The sequence below is a fragment of the Spirosoma pollinicola genome, from assembly GCF_002831565.1.
In the GTDB taxonomy this organism is placed as follows: Bacteria; Bacteroidota; Bacteroidia; order Cytophagales; family Spirosomataceae; genus Spirosoma; species Spirosoma pollinicola.
Genome location: NZ_CP025096.1, coordinates 1,108,208 through 1,128,273, shown reverse-complemented (window position 1 = coordinate 1,128,273; position 20,066 = coordinate 1,108,208). Strand labels below are relative to the sequence as shown.

13 protein-coding genes and 1 tRNA gene are annotated in these 20,066 nt (G+C 47.7%); 4 read left to right on the top strand and 10 right to left on the bottom strand.

All coding sequences use genetic code 11. The annotated features are described in order from the left end of the window. Positions 1-371 precede the first annotated feature (371 nt). The 4 genes from CWM47_RS04905 to CWM47_RS04890 all read left to right on the top strand — a co-directional run bounded on the left by CWM47_RS04905 (position 372) and on the right by CWM47_RS04890 (position 6,679). Positions 372-2,939 carry a TonB-dependent receptor gene (locus CWM47_RS04905; RefSeq protein WP_100986749.1) on the top strand — a complete coding sequence of 856 codons (2,568 nt, stop codon included), beginning with the start codon at positions 372-374 and terminating at the stop codon, positions 2,937-2,939. A gap of 208 nt (positions 2,940-3,147) precedes the next feature. Further along, the gene (locus tag CWM47_RS04900) at positions 3,148-6,009 is read left to right on the top strand and encodes a TonB-dependent receptor domain-containing protein (RefSeq protein WP_100986747.1); all 2,862 of its coding nucleotides are present in this window, start codon (positions 3,148-3,150) and stop codon (positions 6,007-6,009) included. A 95-nt stretch (positions 6,010-6,104) separates the two neighbouring features. Then, the gene (locus tag CWM47_RS04895) at positions 6,105-6,362 is read left to right on the top strand and encodes an AbrB/MazE/SpoVT family DNA-binding domain-containing protein (protein WP_100986745.1); all 258 of its coding nucleotides are present in this window, start codon (positions 6,105-6,107) and stop codon (positions 6,360-6,362) included. Then, on the top strand, positions 6,350-6,679 hold the full coding sequence (locus CWM47_RS04890) for a type II toxin-antitoxin system PemK/MazF family toxin (RefSeq protein WP_100986743.1): 330 nt from the start codon (positions 6,350-6,352) through the stop codon (positions 6,677-6,679). The genes CWM47_RS04895 and CWM47_RS04890 overlap by 13 nt, the downstream gene beginning before the upstream one ends. Positions 6,680-6,774: 95 nt before the next feature. Here CWM47_RS04890 and rpoC read toward each other — a convergent pair whose 3' ends face one another. From rpoC to tuf, 10 genes are all read right to left on the bottom strand, one after another. Beyond that, the gene (gene rpoC, locus CWM47_RS04885; RefSeq protein WP_100986741.1) at positions 6,775-11,124 is read right to left on the bottom strand and encodes a DNA-directed RNA polymerase subunit beta'; all 4,350 of its coding nucleotides are present in this window, start codon (positions 11,122-11,124) and stop codon (positions 6,775-6,777) included. 106 nt (positions 11,125-11,230) lie between these two features. After that, positions 11,231-15,100, bottom strand: a complete 3,870-nt coding sequence (gene rpoB, locus CWM47_RS04880) for a DNA-directed RNA polymerase subunit beta (RefSeq protein ID WP_100986739.1) — start codon at positions 15,098-15,100, stop codon at positions 11,231-11,233. A gap of 250 nt (positions 15,101-15,350) precedes the next feature. Beyond that, positions 15,351-15,734 (bottom strand): 50S ribosomal protein L7/L12, encoded by a 384-nt coding sequence (gene rplL, locus CWM47_RS04875; RefSeq protein ID WP_100986737.1) that lies wholly within the window; start codon positions 15,732-15,734, stop codon positions 15,351-15,353. 104 nt (positions 15,735-15,838) lie between these two features. Continuing rightward, complete coding sequence (gene rplJ / locus CWM47_RS04870; protein WP_100986735.1) at positions 15,839-16,372, bottom strand: 50S ribosomal protein L10; 534 nt, start codon at positions 16,370-16,372, stop codon at positions 15,839-15,841. Between the two features lie 3 nt (positions 16,373-16,375). Further along, positions 16,376-17,074: a 50S ribosomal protein L1 gene (rplA, locus tag CWM47_RS04865; RefSeq protein ID WP_100986733.1), complete on the bottom strand. Its 699-nt coding sequence runs from the start codon at positions 17,072-17,074 to the stop codon at positions 16,376-16,378. Between the two features lie 25 nt (positions 17,075-17,099). After that, complete coding sequence (rplK, locus tag CWM47_RS04860) at positions 17,100-17,543, bottom strand: 50S ribosomal protein L11 (RefSeq protein WP_100986731.1); 444 nt, start codon at positions 17,541-17,543, stop codon at positions 17,100-17,102. Between the two features lie 148 nt (positions 17,544-17,691). Further along, the gene (gene nusG / locus CWM47_RS04855; RefSeq protein WP_100986729.1) at positions 17,692-18,252 is read right to left on the bottom strand and encodes a transcription termination/antitermination protein NusG; all 561 of its coding nucleotides are present in this window, start codon (positions 18,250-18,252) and stop codon (positions 17,692-17,694) included. A 99-nt stretch (positions 18,253-18,351) separates the two neighbouring features. Continuing rightward, positions 18,352-18,543 (bottom strand): preprotein translocase subunit SecE, encoded by a 192-nt coding sequence (gene secE / locus CWM47_RS04850; protein ID WP_100986726.1) that lies wholly within the window; start codon positions 18,541-18,543, stop codon positions 18,352-18,354. Between the two features lie 18 nt (positions 18,544-18,561). Next, positions 18,562-18,632 (bottom strand) — tRNA-Trp (locus CWM47_RS04845). Between the two features lie 122 nt (positions 18,633-18,754). Further along, entirely contained in the window at positions 18,755-19,942 is a 1,188-nt protein-coding gene (gene tuf / locus CWM47_RS04840; RefSeq protein WP_100986724.1) for an elongation factor Tu, read from the bottom strand. Between the last annotated feature and the right edge of the window lie 124 nt (positions 19,943-20,066).

The following is a 20,066-nucleotide window of genomic DNA, read 5'->3' as shown; positions in this document are numbered from 1 at the left end:
TTATGTCTACAGGAAATATTTATTTACAATCCTTCATTTATCAATTATCTTATACTTTTCTCATATTAATTATATTTTAATAAAGATAATTATCCAAGTAGTCCGAAATCACAAATTATTATTTGGAAGTGAAGTCAGGAAACCGCTGCTTTGCATAATCTATTAGATCAATAGACTATAAGTACTAATAGTCTATCTACAACCGGGAGAATAGGGAGAATACAAAAACAACCTCATTTCACCAGCTAATCTGGCTTATTAATACGACTGAATCAGACCAAAAAAATACGCACAGAGCCTAGATTTAGCCAGATAGAGCCGGGTGTATTTTGTGATGTGTGCATCACAAGTAGTATCAAACAAAATTGACAATGAAACGAATTTTAAAGTCCGCTTTTCTTATTGGGGCCATTTTAATGCCCCTGTTTCTATCCGCTCAAAATGCCCCTGTCATCAATGCAACGATCACCGGAAAAGTAATTGATGCCCGCACCGAAAAAAGCCTGATTGGCGCAACGGTGGTTATTAAAGGAACGACAAACGGGGGAGCAACCAATCTAAATGGTCAGTTTACATTGCTCACCGGCCAGAAACTCCCTTTTGTTGTTGTCGTTTCTTACTTAGGTTACCAGACTCAGGAAGTTGTTTTAAGCAATGACAATGTAGAGATCAAACTCGAAGAAGGCAGCAATCAATTAGCCGACGTAGTTATCACGTCCCGACGTCGTCAGGAATCGGCGCAGGATGTACCTATTCCGATCTCGGTGATAAGCGGTGTCCGTGCTGAAGATGCCGGAGCCTTCAACGTAAACCGACTGAAGGAACTGGTTCCCAGTGTGCAACTCTATGCCTCTAACGCCCGGAACACAACGCTTAACATTCGGGGGCTGGGTTCGAGTTTCGGGCTTACCAACGACGGTATTGACCCCGGCGTAGGCTTTTATGTAGACGGTGTGTACTTTGCTCGTCCGGCAGCAACGGCACTTGATTTCGTCGATATTGAGCAGGTTGAAGTATTGCGTGGCCCTCAGGGAACACTTTTTGGCAAGAATACCACTGCCGGTGCCTTTAACATTACGACACGCGCCCCTAGCTTTCAGACCGGCGCTACCTTTGAAACAAGCTACGGGAATTATAATTACATGCAGGCTAAAGCGTCGATAACCGGCCCATTGAGCAGTAAGCTTGCTGCCAGGGTGTCGTTTTCCAGCACGCAACGCGATGGAACCATCTACAACACGACTACGCTGAAACCCACAAATACTCTGAATAATCTGGGGTACAGAGCTCAATTGTTGTATAAGCCATCCGAAAAGGTTGCGATTACCATAACAGGCGATAATTCGCGCCAACGGCCCGATGGGTATGCCACTGTGGTAGCAGGGGTTGTCACGACGAAACGGGCGGCCTACCGTCAGTTCAATGCGATCATAACCGATCTTGGCTATAAATTACCAACGACGAATCCATTCGACCGCGTTACCGATGTCGATACGCCCCTGCGTGCCAACAATGACCTCGGCGGTATTTCGGTAAATGTTGATGCAAAAATTGGAAGAGGTACACTAACGTCGACCTCAGCCTGGCGTTACTGGGTCTGGGACCCATCGAATGACAGAGACTTTACGGGGCTGCCTGCGCTAACTAAATCGGCGGGCAATTCGCGGCATAAGCAATGGACACAGGAAATTCGGTATGCAGGACAGTTTTCGTCACGGTTGAGTGGCGTTGCCGGGGTTTTCCTTATCGACCAGGACTTAACATCAGATCCTGTTCAAACGGAAGAATCGGGTTCTGCTCAATGGCGGTTTGCCCAAAGTTCGACCAGTGCCCTATGGAAAACCCCCGGCCTTTTTGATGGCTTTGGCACAAGAACAACATCGAGGCTCAAGACCTTTGGTGCGGCTGTATTTGGTCAGCTTGACTGGTCTATCAGCGATAAGTGGCATTTGCTACCGGGGCTTCGGTTTAACTACGACAAGAAGGATGTAGACTACAAACGCGAAACCTACGGTGGTCTACAAACGACTGACCCTGCCCTGATCGCGTTGAAGAACGGGCTTTATACAAATCAGGCTTTCGCGTTTGGGGTAGAGGACAACAACTTCTCGGGGCAAGTGACCCTGGCTTACAAAGCCAGTAAGAAACTGAATGCCTACGCAACCTATGCCAATAGCTATAAGCCGATTGGTGTCAACCTGGGCGGGCTTCCTACGGCAAACGGGGTGACGTTAATTGATCTGGCCAAAGTGAAACCTGAATACGTAACCCACTACGAACTTGGTGTAAAAACCAGACCAACTCCAGGCTCCACCTTTAATGTGACGGTATTCAACACGGATATCAAAGATTATCAGACGCAGGTTCAAACCGCCGAAGTGGGCGTAAACAGAGGGTATCTGGCCAATGCCGAGAAGGTTCGTGTTACCGGCGTTGAGCTCGACGGAAACATTCGAGTTGGTAATAACTTCTCGTTCAATGGAGCCGTTACCTATACCGATGGCAACTATGTCTCCTTCAAAAACGCACCCGTCCCGCTCGAAGAAACCGGCGGAGAATCAGCCTTTAAGGACATTTCGGGGGGTGCTCTGCCCGGCATTTCCAAATGGGCAGGTTCCTTAGGGGGCGAGGTGTCCGGTGCCGGGAAGTTGTTAAGCCTGGATGGCCGGTTCTTCGCAGCTCTTGATGGTTACTACCGCTCCTCGTTCTCGTCGAGCCCGTCGCCATCGGCCTACCTGAACATCGACGGCTATACGCTGGTGAACGCCCGAATTGGATTCCGGGCATCGAATGGTATCTCCATTTTGCTATGGTCACGAAATTTGACGAATAAAAATTATTTCGAGCAGCTACTGCCAGCCGCCGGTAATGCCGGTCAGTATGCAGCCGTGCTTGGTGACCCTCGAACATACGGCACGACTTTGCGCTATACATTCTAGCTATAGTGCTACAAGTGCTATCGGGTCAAACAGTCCAATATGTAACCCGATTTTAATTATAATATAAGTGATAGCAACTGAGTAACTGAATAAGTACCAGATTGTAAGTTATTGAATTCATAAAGGCTGTTTACGTTAATTTTATTTAACGTAGACAGCCTTTATGCGTTTACGCCTACTGCATCCAACTACTTTCACTCACTCACTGATGAATCAACTCTTTCTACTTTCTTTTTTATCATTGTTTGGCACGATAACAGCCCGGGCACAGATCAACATTGCCGGAATCGTTACCAACGATCAATACCAACCTTTAGCAGGCGCAACAATTAGCATCAGAGGGACTAACACGAGCATTACCTCACAGGCTAATGGTCAGTTCTCTTTACAAACGAACGAGTCACTGCCCCTCATACTCGATGTATTACTTGCTGGCTATCGACAACAGGATGTAGCTGTACGGGGAAATAACTTTCGTAGAGTTGAGATTACATTAAGTGAAGAAACCAGTCTTGAAAAAGACGTAGTGGTTTCGGTAAGCCGGGTGCCGGAAGAGAATCAACAAGCGGCCATAACTGTCGAAAAGCTTGGTATAAAGCAGTTTCAGGAGTCGACAGCGATGAGCCCGTTCGATGCCCTTCAGTATGTAAAAGGTGTTGATTTTCTCACCCAAAGCCTGACGTTTAAGTCTGTTAATATGCGCGGATTTGGAGCCAACGACAATACCCGTTTTTTGCAATTAACTGATGGTATGGACAATCGCTCGCCGGGCCTGGGGTTTGGCGTTGGCAATGTAGCGGGTATTTCGGATCTGGATGTCGAAAGCATCGAATTGGTTCCGGGTGCCTCATCGGCTCTTTACGGTCCGGATGCTATGCAGGGATTACTGGTTACGTCGAATAAAAATCCGTTTGTGTACCAGGGCTTAAGCGCACAACTAAAGGTAGGGGCCAATAATTTTGGCAAAGCGGATTTCGGGCCAACAGGCTACGGCGATGTGGCTATCCGATACGCCAGGCAAATAGGTGAACGCTTTGCATTTAAAGTAAATTTTCAGCGGTTGAGCGGTACTGACTTCATTGCTGATGATTATAGCGATCGCTCAACGCGTGCCCGTGTCAACTTTTTCACTACCGATCCCAGCAGGGGTGGCATTGCTACGGGTATCGGGTATACACCTAACAACAATCCAAATACGAACTTTCAATACGACGGTGTTAACAGCTACGGTGATGACATCAATACCGGTGGAGCGTTTATGTTTCCAGCAAATTATGCCAACGCGCTGTTGCAGAATAAGCTCGTTACCCGCACCGGCTATACAGAGTTAGAGGTACTGGGCAACAACGGCAAAGTCTTCAATAACCGCGCCAGCGTGTCGGTACATTACAAACTGCCGGGTAATATTGAAGCATCGCTGGGCTGGTACTATGGTAATGGCAACTTCGTTCGTACGGCTGGATTCCGCGAATATTTTCCGAATTACCAACGCCATCAGGTGAAGGCTGAACTACGGGGTGAGAACTTCTTTCTACGAGCTTATACCACCCAACAGCAGGCCGAAGCCTGGAATATTGGCCAAACAGCTACTGCCATCAATAACAGATGGAAATCCCTCAACCAATGGGCAGCCGAATTCGGGCAGGTTTATATAGAAAATAAGTTCACCATTGGCGAGTCCCGCGCCACAGCCGACCGTGGACGCTATGTACCCGGAACCGATCAGTTTAACGCGGTGCGCGATGATTACGCTAACACGTATACTACCGACTTTATACCGGGATCCACCACAGCAAGAGGAACACGCTTACGCGACAATTCGGCTCTTTGGCATTACGAAGGCATGTACAATTTTACGAAGCTGTTAGACAATGCAGCTGAGGTTATTGCCGGTGGTAGCTTTCGTCAGTATGCGCTTAACACAGGTGGAACTATCATTCCACTAAAAGCTGATGGTTCAGAATATACCATCAATGAATATGGCGCGTATGTGCAGGCAGCCAAAGAATTGAGCATAGGAACTATAGCAACGGTAAAACCAACAATTGCCCTTCGATACGACAGAAATCAATATATTAAGGGAGGTTTCACGCCCCGTGCCTCGGTAGTAGTGAGCATTGGCCCGCATAACTTCCGTGGATCATGGCAGTCGGCGTTTCATAACCCTTTACCGGGGCAATTATTTGCCGCTCCGGCAGCGGGCCTGGGGGGCAATGTGGGTGGTTCACAACTCGCGGCTGAGTCGGCAGGGCTGTTTACAAATCCGGCGTATCTGGATAGCGATGTAAAGGATTTTACAGCCGGGCGTATAACCGAAGCGCAACTACGCAGCCGGGCGTATAACCCGGCTAGTTTCACAACAGAGAAAATGAAAACGTGGGAAGTCGGGTATAAAACCTTGATTCAGAACAAGCTCTACGTTGATGCTTTTTATTTTCACAGTCAATACACCGACTTTATTTCGGCTCAGAGTTTTTACCAACCCACGAATGGCCAAATCTCCGACTTTTCAACAAACGCTTACCGGACGCTACAAATCAACGTTAATAATGTCAACGAGATAGTTGTGAACGGCTGGGGCGTAGGTTCCGAATACAGTTTGGGACGAGGCTTCACGCTCAGCGGTAATTTCGCACATCAGGTTGGCACTGTAACGCTACACGATGCTCAGGGGAATATCGTCAATGACAATGCTGGTGTACCCATTGTAAAGCGTAAAATGAGCAATCCGGAGGTGTCGCAAAAAGGTCGAAATTCGTTTAACTCACCCGAAAACCGTTACAACATTACTTTATCGAACCCCCGCCTTACTGATCGGTTTGGCGCTTCACTAACCTACCGCTGGACCGATAAAATGTGGTATGAACAGGGCACAACGGCGGGCGATATCTGGCTACCCTCGTGGACAAGTCTGGATGCGCAGGTATCCTATAAAGTACCAACGTATAAAGCAATTGTAAAGCTTGGCGGCACCAACCTACTCAATCAGTATTATGCGCAGGGGTATGGCCTAGCCCGCATTGGGGGCTTGTATTATGTAAGTATTACGTTCGATGAACTGATGCGGTGATATCATTATGGAGAGAATACCCCACTAAAGATAGCTCATACAATTTTATTTTTCTGCCATCTGTTATATCTTTGTTATAACATACACCCATACCTATGCACATACCCATCCGACGTATTGGCAATTCGCAAGGCATTATTCTACCCCGTACTTTGCTTCAGCAAACGGGCATTGAAAATGAAGTTGATATACAAGTTATAGACGGAGCTATCATTTTGCGGCCAGTCCAATCAAACCCACGTGCCAGTTGGGATAGCCTGTTCCAGAAAGCAATAGACGCAGGTCATTCGCCCGAGAACGACTTATTTGAGAATATGACCAACGATTTTGATCAAACAGAATGGCAGTGGTAGTAGCTCGCTTCGACGTATGGCTGGTTTCTCTTGACCCAACGAAAGGCAGTGAAATTGCAAAAACACGCCCCTGCATCGTTATTTCACCAGATTCGGTTAATAAATATTTGAATACAGTCATGGTTGCACCCTTGACAAGTACCCGAAAACCTTATCCCACTCGGGTTGATTGTCAGTTTGACAATCGAGACGGACAAGTTACACTAGATCAGGCCAGGAGTGTTGATAAATTACGGTTGATAAAGAAAATTGGTCAATTGGACGAAGCCATCAATCAGAAAATATGTGCTACACTGGTGGCTATGTTTAGCTATTGAATTTCAACACATTAGCTGATTGGCATATATAAATAGAGAACAAAAAAAGCCCCAGCCATTTCTGGCCGGGGCTTTTTACTTGTATTGATCAACGGTTACACCGTAGCCTTCTTTTTGCTGCGAGCGTACTGTTCGCGGGATTCGGTAATCGTTTCCAGTTCCTCTTTCGAGCCAACAATCGCTGTTTGGTAGCGACGAAGGCCTGTACCGGCAGGAATTAGGTGACCAACAATTACGTTCTCTTTCAAGCCATCGAGTACGTCGCGTTTGCCACGAATCGACGCTTCGCTCAGTACTTTCGTCGTTTCCTGGAAGGAAGCAGCCGAGATAAAGCTGTCTGTACCTAAAGACGATTGCGTGATACCCATCAGCGTTGGCTGCGAAACAGCAGCCATAGCATCGCGAACGGTCACAAGGGCCATATCACGACGTTTCAGACCTGAGTTCTCGTCACGAAGTTGACGGCTCGTTACAATCTGCCCTGGTTTAACGTTCGGTGAATCACCAGCGTCCATTACCACTTTGGCGTCAAGAACTTTATCGTTTTCTTCACGGAAAGACCATTTGTCCACAACCTGACCTTCGAGGAAGTTGGTATCGCCCGAGTCGATGATCTCAACTTTCTGCATCATCTGCCGAACAATGGCTTCGATGTGCTTATCGTTGATTTTTACCCCTTGCAGACGATATACTTCCTGAATTTCATTTACCAGATACTCCTGAACGGCCGTCGGGCCTTTGATAGCCAGAATGTCGCTTGGTGTTATGGCACCGTCAGATAATGGAGCACCGGCGCGTACAAAGTCATTGTCCTGTACAAGGATGAACTTCGACAGCGGCACGAGGTACTTCTTCTTCGTTCCGTCTCTCGACTCGATGAAGATCTCCCGGTTACCACGTTTGATAGCGCCATACGTTACAACGCCATCAATTTCACTTACTACTGCGGGGTTCGACGGGTTACGGGCTTCAAATAATTCCGTTACACGTGGCAGACCACCGGTGATATCACGGGTTTTACCAACGTTACGTGGAATTTTCGCCAACGGCTGACCAGCTTTAATTTTCTGACCTTCCTTCACAACTAGACGAGATCCAACAGGTAAGTTGTAGCTCTTCTGCAACGGACCGCCATCGTTATCAGGCAAGTGCAACGTTAACGTTGTTGTGCCTTGTACAACAATGGCCGGGTTTTTCGCTTTATCGCGGCTTTCGATGATTACTTTCTCCTGAAAGCCAGTTTGCTCATCGAATTCCTCACGGTATGTAATACCATCTTCAATAGCGTCGAAGTTCAACGTACCGGTCAATTCAGACAGGATAACGGCGTTATAAGGATCCCAGGCGCAAATATCGTCGCCCTTTTTCACCATGTCGCCATCTTTCACCCGCAGGAATGCACCATACGGCACGTTGTTGCTGATCAGAACGACGCTCCGGTCACTTGGATTCACAATCCGAACTTCGCCCGAGCGACCCATTACGATCGTCAATGGGTTACCGTCGTTGTCTTCCGATTGAACCGTCCGCATTTCTTCGAACTCGATCAAACCATCGAATTTCGCTTTGATCGATGCATCAACGGCAATGTTAGAGGCCGTACCACCTACGTGGAATGTACGAAGGGTTAACTGCGTACCTGGCTCACCAATCGACTGCGAGGCAATTACACCCACCGCTTCGCCAATATCTACCATGCGGCCCGATGCCAGGTTGCGGCCATAACACTTGGCGCAAACACCTTGACGCGATTCGCAAGTCAATACCGAACGAATTTCGACTGTTTCAATGCTCGTTTCGTCGATGTGAGCAGCAACTTCTTCAGTCACTAATTCACCCGATGCAACGATTAACTCTTTCGTTAGCGGATCATATACATCATGAACCGTAGTACGGCCCAGGATACGTTCAGATAATGGCTCAACGATATCTTCATTATCTTTCAGAGCTGACACTTGCAGACCGCGAAGTGTACCGCAATCGTCTTCACTGATAATAACATCCTGTGCTACGTCATGCAAACGACGGGTCAGGTAACCGGCATCGGCCGTTTTCAGAGCCGTATCGGCCAGACCTTTCCGCGCACCGTGTGTTGAGATAAAGTACTCCAATACATCAAGACCTTCTTTGAAGTTCGACAGAATCGGGTTTTCGATAATCTCACCCACTGAGCCTTGCAGGTTTTTCTGCGGTTTGGCCATCAGACCACGCATACCACCCAACTGACGAATCTGCTCACGCGAACCACGGGCTCCCGAGTGCATCATCATGTAAATTGAGTTAAACCCGCCCTGGTCGGCTTCGAGCTGCTTCATCAGCGTCTCGGTTAGCTTGGAGTTCACACGCGTCCAGATATCGATAACCTGGTTATAGCGTTCGTTCTCTGTAATCAGACCCATCAGGTAGTTATCCCAAACAGCCTGTACCTCAGCTTTTGCGTCGTCAACAAGTCCCTGTTTTGCTTCAGGAATCATGATGTCGCTCAAACCGATTGACAGACCACCTCTAAACGCCATCTGGAAACCAAGCTCTTTGATTTCATCAAGGAACTGAGCTGTCCGAGCACCGCCCGAGATTTTGAAGATAAGCGCAATGATTTGCTGAAGTTTCTTCTTCGTCAGCAGTTCATTAATGTAGCCCACCTCTTCCGGAACAGCCTGGTTGAACAACAACCGGCCCGCTACAGTGTCAATGACTTTATAAACCAGCTCGCCATTTTCGTCCCGGACCTTAACCCGACACTTAATGTTGGCGTGCTTGGAAACTTTCCCTTCGTTGATACCGATGATTACCTCTTCAGTACCATAGAACGTCATGCCTTCGCCCAAGATTGGGTACTCAGGAATGCTCTTGCGACCTTTTGTTACGTAGTACAGACCCAATACCATGTCCTGCGAGGGTACCGTAATAGGCGCACCATTAGCAGGGTTGAGGATATTGTGCGACGCCAGCATCAGCAGCGACGCTTCAAGGACAGCTTCCTGGCCCAGTGGCACGTGAACGGCCATCTGGTCACCATCAAAGTCAGCGTTGAAGGCGGTACAAACAAGTGGGTGCAACTGGATAGCTTTACCCTCGATCAATTTTGGCTGGAATGCCTGGATACCCAAACGGTGAAGTGTTGGAGCCCGGTTTAACAAAACAGGGTGGCCTTTCAGTACGTTTTCCAGAATGTCCCAGATAACAGGGTCTTTGCGGTCAACGATTTTCTTAGCCGATTTCACCGTTTTAACGATACCCCGTTCAATCAGTTTGCGAATAACAAACGGCTTGAACAATTCGGCAGCCATGTCTTTCGGCAGACCACATTCGTGGAGCTTCAATTCAGGCCCAACCACAATAACCGAACGACCAGAGTAATCCACACGCTTACCAAGTAAGTTCTGCCGGAAACGACCTTGCTTACCTTTCAACATGTCGGACAACGACTTCAGGGCACGGTTACCTTCCGAACGAACGGCATTCACTTTACGTGAGTTGTCGAACAGCGAATCGACGGCTTCCTGCAACATCCGTTTTTCGTTACGGAGAATTACTTCGGGAGCTTTGATCTCAATAAGACGCTTCAGACGGTTGTTCCGAATGATAACCCGACGATACAGGTCATTCAAATCGGACGTAGCAAAACGACCACCATCCAGAGGGACGAGCGGACGAAGTTCGGGCGGAATAACCGGTACCATCTTGATCACCATCCATTCAGGACGGTTTTCAATACGGCCGTTTGCTTCCCGGAATGCTTCAACGACTTTAAGCCGTTTCAGCGCTTCTGCTTTCCGTTGTTGCGACGTATCCGTTGCAGCCGCGTGACGTAGCGAGTACGACAGTTCGTCTAACTCTACCCGCGACAACAACATCTCTAACGCTTCGGCCCCCATCTTGGCGATGAATTTGTTCGGGTCTTTGTCGTCAAGATGCTGGTTGTTACCCGGCAATTTGTCAATAATGTCCAGATACTCGTCTTCCGTCAGGAAATCGAGTTGATTAATGCCATCTTCTGCTTTTACGCCAGGCTGTACAACAACGTAGCGTTCATAGTAAATGACCTGATCAAGTTTTTTGGTCGAAAGGCCCAGCAGATACCCAATTTTGTTGGGCAAGCTGCGGAAATACCAGATATGCGCAACAGGCACCACCAGTTCGATGTGGCCCATACGCTCCCGGCGTACCTTTTTCTCGGTTACTTCAACACCACAACGATCGCAGATAATGCCTTTATAGCGAATCCGCTTGTATTTACCGCAGTGACATTCCCAGTCCTTCACTGGCCCGAAGATGCGCTCGCAAAACAAGCCACCCATTTCGGGTTTGTAGGTCCGGTAGTTGATTGTCTCCGGCTGTGTTACCTCGCCGTAGGAACTCTCCAAAATAGACTCCGGCGATGCCAGACTGATCGTCACGCTGGCAAAGTCGCTGTTGAGCTTTTTGTTCTTTTTGAACGACATTGGTTGGAGATTATAGGTTAAAATGAGTGGAGTAAGTGGAGTAAGTGAAGTGAGTAAAGAAGGATTTACCACCTTTACTCACTCCACTTACTCCACGACTTCACTTTTATTCAAGTGTAATTTCAAGTGCCAGACCACGCAACTCGTGTACGAGTACGTTGAACGACTCAGGAATATTTGGCTTCGGCAGGTTTTCACCTTTCACGATTGCCTCATATGCCTTCGCGCGGCCAACCACGTCATCGGATTTCACCGTCAGGATTTCCTGCAGGATGTGCGAAGCACCGAAGGCTTCCAGCGCCCACACTTCCATCTCACCGAACCGTTGACCACCAAACTGCGCTTTACCACCCAGCGGTTGCTGTGTAATGAGCGAGTAGGGCCCAATGGAACGGGCGTGCATCTTATCGTCCACCAAGTGACCGAGCTTGAGCATGTAGATGATCCCAACCGTTACAGGCTGATCAAAACGGTCGCCCGTCAGACCATTGTATAGGTACGTCCGGCCAAATGATGGCAAACCTGCCTCATCCAGCTCATCAGCTACCTGCTGTTCTGTCGCACCGTCGAAAATCGGGGTTGCATATTTACGATCTAATTTCTGACCGGCCCAGGCCAGTACAGTTTCGTAAATCTGCCCGATGTTCATACGGGATGGTACGCCAAGCGGGTTCAGTACAATATCGACTTTCGTTCCATCTTCCAGGAATGGCATGTCTTCATCGCGCACGATCCGGGCAACAACCCCTTTGTTACCGTGACGGCCAGCCATCTTATCCCCTACTTTCAGCTTACGCTTCTTGGCAATATAGACTTTAGCTAGTTTCACGATACCGGCAGGTAATTCATCACCAACTTCGAGCGTAAACCGTTCACGTTTGAACCGACCGGTGATTTCACTGCGACGATTGTTGTAGCTTTTAATCAGCGTGACAAGCATCTGGTTCAGTTTTTCATCATCCGTCCAGTTGTCGAGGTTCATATCGGCCAGAAGGTTAGCTTCCTCTGGTACAGAGTAGCTGCTTTCATCGCGGTAGGCATTGCGATCCGGGAAGAGGTTATCCGTAATATTCTTACGGTTGAACTTCACGCCTTTGCTCACAATCTCGTCGCCAAACTTATGTTTAGCACCCGCGCTGGTTTTGCCATCCAGCAAATGCACCAATTTCTCGATCATACGAGCCCGGAAGTCATTCAACTCACGGCCATATTTCTTCATCAGTGCTTTTACCTCGTCTTTATGCTTGCCCCGATCTTCTTTGGCCGGACGCGCAAACAACTTGGTATCGATCACGACGCCTTTCAGCGATGGTGGTGCTTTTTTGGAAGCATCTTTCACGTCGCCAGCTTTGTCGCCAAAAATGGCACGGAGAAGTTTTTCTTCTGGTGTCGGATCGCTTTCGCCCTTCGGTGTAATCTTACCGATCAGAATATCGCCTTCCTTCACTTCTGTACCTACCCGAACGATACCATTTTCATCGAGGTTACGAACAGTTTCTTCGCTTACGTTCGGAATTTCAGAGGTTAATTCCTCTTCGCCCCGCTTGGTATCACGAACTTCCAGTTCAAACTCTTCGATGTGAATCGAGGTAAAGATATCTTCGCGTACAACACGCTCCGAAATCACAATAGCATCCTCAAAGTTATATCCTTGCCAAGGCATGAACGCTACTTTCATGTTCCGGCCAAGGGCCAGTTCACCGGCCTGTGTGGCGTAGCCTTCGCACAATACATCACCTTTCTTCACCTTCTGTCCTTTAAGAACAGTTGGACGAATGTTGATGCATGTATCCTGGTTGGTACGACGGAACTTGATGAGGTTGTATGTCTTCCGATCTTCATCGAACGTAATAGCCAACTGATCTTCATCAAGACTATAGCGAACAATGATTTTAGATGCGTCAACAAATTCAATTACGCCATCAGCTTCAGCAATAACCAATGTCCGCGAATCAACCGCTACACGAGCTTCCAAACCTGTACCTACGATAGGTGCTTCAGGACGGAGAAGTGGCACAGCCTGACGTTGCATGTTCGAACCCATCAGGGCACGGTTAGCATCATCGTGTTCGAGGAACGGAATCATAGACGCAGCAACCGACACAATCTGGTTTGGCGCAATGTCCATGAAGGTTACATTCTGCGGTTCAGCAATCGGGAAGTCACCTTCAAAACGGGCCTTCAGGCGATCAACCATGAAATTTCCTTTCTTGTCGATACCTGCGTTAGCCTGCGCGATATAGTGCGTATCTTCTTCTTCAGCCGTCAGATACATCACCGGCTTGTCCATCGATACTTTACCATTTTCAATAATCCGGTAAGGTGTTTCGATGAAGCCCATGCTATTAATTTTAGCATAGACACACAGTGATGAAATCAGACCAATATTTGGTCCTTCAGGTGTTTCGATAGTACACAGACGACCATAGTGGGTATAGTGTACGTCACGAACCTCGAAGCCCGCCCGTTCGCGAGATAGACCACCGGGTCCCAATGCTGACATGCGACGCTTGTGCGTCACTTCGGCCAGTGGGTTGGTTTGGTCCATGAACTGCGATAGCTGGTTAGTGCCAAAGAACGAGTTAATAACCGACGATAGCGTCCGGGCATTGATAAGGTCGACAGGTTTGAAGTCCTCATTATCCCGCACATTCATCCGTTCTTTGATCGTCCGGGCCATACGGGCCAGACCAACGCCAAACTGTGCATATAACTGCTCACCTACTGTCCGAACACGTCGATTACTCAGGTGGTCAATATCATCGACAACGGCTTTCGAGTTGATCAGACCAATCAGGTACTTCACAATCGACACGATGTCTTCTGTGGTCAGTACTTTCATGTCTGACGAAATGTCAAGACCGAGCTTTTTATTAATCCGGTAGCGGCCTACGTCACCAAGGTCATAGCGCTTATCCGAGAAGAACAAGCTCTGAATGATTTCACGAGCGGTTTGCTCGTCAGGTGCATCAGCGTTCCGAAGCTGCCGGTAGATTTGCTCTACAGCCTCTTTTTCAGAGTTAGAGCTATCTTTTTGCAGCGTGTTGTAAATAATGTTGTAATCGGCCATGTTCATGTCTTCCTTATGCAGAATGACCGACTTCTGTCCCGATTCCGTAATTACATCGATATCGTCTACGGAAATAGCCGAGTCGCGCTCCAGGAGCACCTCGTTCCGACTGATCGACACCACTTCGCCCGTATCCTCATCCACGAAATCTTCCGTCCACGTGCGCAGTACCCGAGCCGCTAACCGACGGCCAATGGCCTTTTTCAGGTTGGCAGGCGTTGCCGGTACTTCTTCCGATAAACCGAACAAGTCCAAGATGTCTTTATCTGAACCGAAACCAATAGCCCGTAAAAGCGTTGTAACCGGGAATTTCTTCTTGCGGTCAATGTACGCATACATGACATTGTTAACATCGGTTGAGAATTCAATCCAAGAGCCTTTAAAAGGAATAATCCGAGCTGAATAAAGCTTTGTTCCGTTTGTGTGCTTGCTCATGGAGAAGAACACACCCGGCGAACGGTGCAATTGAGAAACAATCACACGTTCGGCTCCGTTAATGACAAACGAGCCTTTCTCGGTCATATACGGAATGTTTCCTAAGAATACTTCCTGCTCAATCGTTTCAAAGTCCTCGTTGTCGGGGTCATTGTTTGTAAGGCGCAGTTTCGCTTTCAAAGGCACCGAATACGTCAAACCCCGATCGATAGACTCGTCAACCGAGTATTTCGGGGGATCGACCAAGTAGTCGATGAACTCCAACTTAAAATTCTCGCGGGAGTCTGAAATGGGGAAATTTTCCTGAAAAACTTTGAACAACCCTTCTTCCGACCGTTGGTTGGAGGGCGTGTCAAGCTGGAAAAAATCTTTGAAGGATTTTACTTGAATATCCAAAAAGTCTGGATACCCAATCACTGGCTGAATCGTCGCAAAATTTTTGCGCGTACTGATTTTCGCGTTTGTCGCCAAGATTGTGCTTCGTTTAGTTGCGTAACCGATTCTCAATGAGTGCGTTGCGAAGATTTGCCACGGCACTCGAACTAAGCGGCTATTCAGGCCCCGGGTGTCACCCGACCTAAGGGGCGTAAATAGACAACATAAGGCAATATAAATAAGTTTGTCTTCTGCAAGAGCTTAGACAAAAAGTCTCCAAACAGGAAAAGACCAGACGTTGGTCTGGCCTCCCCTGCTTGGAGCGATATGCGAAAGAGCAAGTTGCTTACTTAACTTCTACTTCAGCACCAGCTTCTTCAAGTTGCTTACGAAGCGCTTCGGCTTCGTCTTTGCTTACACCTTCTTTAACTGGTTTCGGTGCTGTGTCAACCAATTCCTTGGCTTCTTTCAGGCCCAGACCCGTTAGATCTTTAACCAGTTTCACGACAGCTAGTTTAGCAGCACCAGCCGACTTAAGAACAACGTCAAACGACGTTTTCTCAGCAACAGCCGGAGCGGCATCACCTGCGCCTGCACCACCAGCTACCATTACTGGAGCGGCTGCAGCCGGTTCGATACCATACTCATCCTTCAGGATAGTAGCTAACTCGTTAACTTCTTTAACTGTCAGGCTTACAAGCTGCTCCGCGAACGCTTTCAAATCTGCCATTGTAGTAATATATTAATTTGGTTGTGATACAATATGTTAGTAATACGGACATCTTGTCCGCATTTAATTTGCCGGATAGTGCGGACATCCTGTCCGCGTTACAGCTAGGCTGCTTCCTCGCGCTCCGACAGCGTTTTGAGGATACCGGCCAATTTGTTGCCGCCACTTTGCAACGCCGAGATGACGTTTTTGGCAGGTGATTGCAACAGACCGATGATTTCTCCGATTAACTCTTCTTTGCTCTTCAGTGCGATGAGCATATCAAGTTGATCAGCACCAATAAATAAGCTATTGTCAATAGACGCAGCTTTCAGTTGCAGCTTGTCGTTCGTTTTACGGAACTCCTTAATAAGCTTAGCCGGTGCTTTGCCATTTTCGGGGTGAAACATCACCGCCGACTGACCATGCAATACCGTATCGTTGAACGGAGTATAATCCGTATCAAGGGGTTCGAGTGCTTTCTTGATGAATGTATTTTTCACCACTCTATACTCGATGCCCCGCTCAAAACACATCCGACGGAGGTTGTTTGTTTCAGCAACCGTCATGCCATTGGCTTCCGTGATGTAGAAGAAGGGAATAGACTGGAACTTTCCAGTTAATTCCTCAATAATTGCTCCTTTGTCCTCGCGCTTCATGGCTTAAATTCCGGCTACTGTGCCTTTATCAATCGTTACTCCCGGACTCATTGTGCTCGACAGGTTGATTGTTTTCACATACGTTCCCTTGGCCGATGAAGGCTTTAGACGCATCAGTGTAGCAATAATTTCCTGCGCGTTTTCGGCCAGTTTTTCTGGCGTAAACGATACTTTACCAATACTGGTGTGAATAGCTCCCTGTTTATCGACTTTAAAGTCGATTTTACCAGCTTTCACCTCGCGAACTGCTTTCGCTACGTCAGGAGTTACCGTACCCGATTTTGGGTTTGGCATTAAACCGCGTGGACCAAGAACTTTACCCAGACGACCAACTTTAGCCATGACGCTTGGCATCGTGATAATCACGTCGATGTCCGTCCAGCCTTGTTCAATCTTCTGGATATACTCGTCCAGCCCCACGTAATCAGCACCAGCCTCTTTCGCTTCGTTCTCCTTGTCCGGGGTGCAAAGCACCAGAACGCGAACCGTTTTGCCCGTACCATGTGGCAACGTAGCAACGCCACGAACCATTTGGTCGGCCTTACGCGGGTCAACGCCCAACCGAACGTCAATATCCACGGAAGCGTCGAATTTCGTGAACGAGATGTCCTTCAGAATTTCAGCCGCCTGTTGGAGCGAATATTCTTTGGCAGCATCGTACTTCGATTGAGCTTCCTTTTGTTTTTTCGTTAACTTAGCCATGTCTGTGTTTGCTTCGGCAAGTCTATTAGTTCTCGAAGGGCTCTGTGCCCGTCACCGTGATTCCCATGCTGCGGGCCGTACCGGCCACCTGCTTCATTGCTGACTCCACCGTAAAGGCGTTCAAATCGGGCATCTTTGTTTCCGCGATGGTCCGAATTTGCTCCCATGATACAGAGCCTACTTTGTTGCGGTTTGGTTGAGCAGAGCCGCCTTTCAGCTTAGCTGCTTCCAACAGCAGAATCGGTGCGGGCGGAGTTTTGATGACGAAATCAAAGGACTTATCCTTATAATATGTAATCAGAACCGGAAGCACCGTACCCATTTTATCCTGCGTCCGGCCATTGAACTGCTTGCAGAATTCCATGATATTCAAACCTTTGGAACCCAGAGCCGGACCGATCGGAGGAGAGGGGTTGGCTTGCCCGCCTTTGACTTGCAGCTTTACGTAGCCACCTACTTCTTTTGCCATTGTGATAATTGAGTTACGATCTGCTATTTACGTTGCCCGGGAGTTAGTCACATAACCGATCCAGGTTTCTTCACGGCAAACCAACTTGTTTTGATCGTTTATCCTCTGAGGGAAGCATAGGACGTCCGATCACGGAATTTGATTAAAATCAAAGTTCCTTTTCTACTTGCGCGTAACTGAGTTCTACCGGAGTATTCCGGCCAAATATTTTTACAACGACGTTCACTTTCTTCCGGTCGTCAAATACTTCTTCTACTGTACCGATGAAACCACCAAATGGACCATCGACTACTTTTACTGATTCGCCTTTAATGTAAGCAACCGTTGGTGCAGCAACTTCCTGCGCTTCTTCGTGCACTTTACCTAAAATACGATTGACTTCTGCCTGACGCAATGCAACGGGTACTTTTGAGGTAGTTCCTACCTGCGCGTTACCCAAAAAACCAAGTACGCCCGGCATATTTAGAATCATATCGAGTGCCCGATTGTTCCCCAGATCAGCCGAAATCAAAATGTAACCGGGAAAGAATGATTTTTCCCGAACACGCTTCTTACCGTTGCGCATTTCATACACTTTCTCTGCCGGAATAAGGACTTCCGGAATTACTTCGTCCAACTTTTGCCGGATAATTTCGTTATCAAGGTAGGATTTGATCTTCTTTTCCTGCCCCGACACTGCCCGTATGACGTACCACTGTATGCCGTTCATCTTGTCGTTACGACCGCGCGGGCGGCCCCGTTAAGAATTATGAGTTACGAATCCAGTAATGTGTTAACTACACGCCTTGATTGTCCCTCATAAATCAATTTAGAATGACTGATAAAACATATTCAGGCCATTCTCAAATACTAAATCTATTAGACCGACTAGTAGCGCAAAAATCAGCGATGCTACCAGTACCAGCGTTGAACTGGATTGCAGATCGCTGAATTTGGGCCAAGTCACGTTGTGCTGAACTTCCTCCCAGGAGGCTTTCAGAAACGAGATAAACTTGTCCATGTTAAAGTAAGGGATTTGCACGGGTGGAGAGATTCGAACTCCCATCAACGGTTTTGGAGACCGCTATTCTACCCTTGAACTACACCCGTTTAATTTTTTTGCAAAAATGACCGAATCGACGTGCCCCGAAACGGACTGCAAAAGTACGAACTATTATTAGCAAAACAAGTGCATCTCTGTTAAGAAATGCACTTGTTTTGAGATATTTACCTTAGTCGATAATTTCCGTTACCTGACCAGCTCCTACGGTACGGCCACCTTCGCGAATAGCGAAACGAAGACCTTTTTCCATAGCAATTTTATTGATCAGACTTACTTCAATCGTAATGTTATCACCTGGCATTACCATCTCAACGTTGGCTGGCAAAGTAATTTCACCCGTTACGTCTGTGGTACGGAAGTAAAACTGTGGACGGTACTTGTTAAAGAATGGTGTGTGACGACCACCTTCTTCTTTCGACAGTACATAGATCTCAGCCTTAAATTTAGCGTGAGGAGTTACTGAACCTGGCTTGCAAATAACCATACCACGACGGATATCGGTTTTTTCAATACCACGTAGCAGAAGACCTACGTTGTCACCAGCTTCGCCACGGTCCAGAATTTTCCGGAACATTTCAACACCTGTTACAACCGATTTAAGGTTTTCAGCACCCATACCCAGGATCTCAACTTGTTCGCCCGAGTTGATGATACCCCGTTCAATACGACCGGTAGCAACTGTACCACGACCTGTGATCGAGAATACGTCCTCTACGGGCATAAGGAATGGAAGTTCTGTCATACGAGGAGGCAGTGGGATAAAACTATCAACACTGTCCATCAACTCTTCAATGGTAGCAACCCATTTTTCATCGCCGTTCAGGCCACCAAGAGCCGAACCTTGAATAACTGGAATATTGTCACCGTCGAAGTTGTAGAAACTCAACAACTCGCGAATTTCCATTTCAACGAGTTCAAGAAGTTCCGGATCATCAACCATGTCCACTTTATTCATAAACACAACAAGTTGAGGAACACCTACCTGACGAGCAAGCAGGATGTGCTCACGCGTTTGTGGCATTGGTCCGTCTGTTGCAGCTACCACAAGGATAGCTCCGTCCATCTGAGCAGCACCCGTAACCATGTTCTTCACATAGTCAGCGTGGCCTGGGCAATCGACGTGCGCGTAGTGACGCTTTGCCGTTGAATATTCAACGTGCGATGTATTGATGGTGATACCGCGCTCTTTTTCTTCCGGAGCGTTGTCAATCGAGGAGAAGTCCCGAATTGCGGCCAGACCCTTTCCGGCCAGCACTTTCGTAATGGCAGCCGTCAGCGTCGTTTTACCGTGGTCAACGTGACCAATCGTACCGATGTTTACGTGCGGTTTCGAGCGGTCAAAATTCTCTTTTGCCATGTTTTTAAAACGCTATTGTGAACTGTTTTTGTTATTGAATGAACTCGCTGAAAATAAATTAAACCCAGCGAGATCACCCTCGTTTGAGGACTGATGCCGTTTGGGCTTAATACCGCACGGGCGG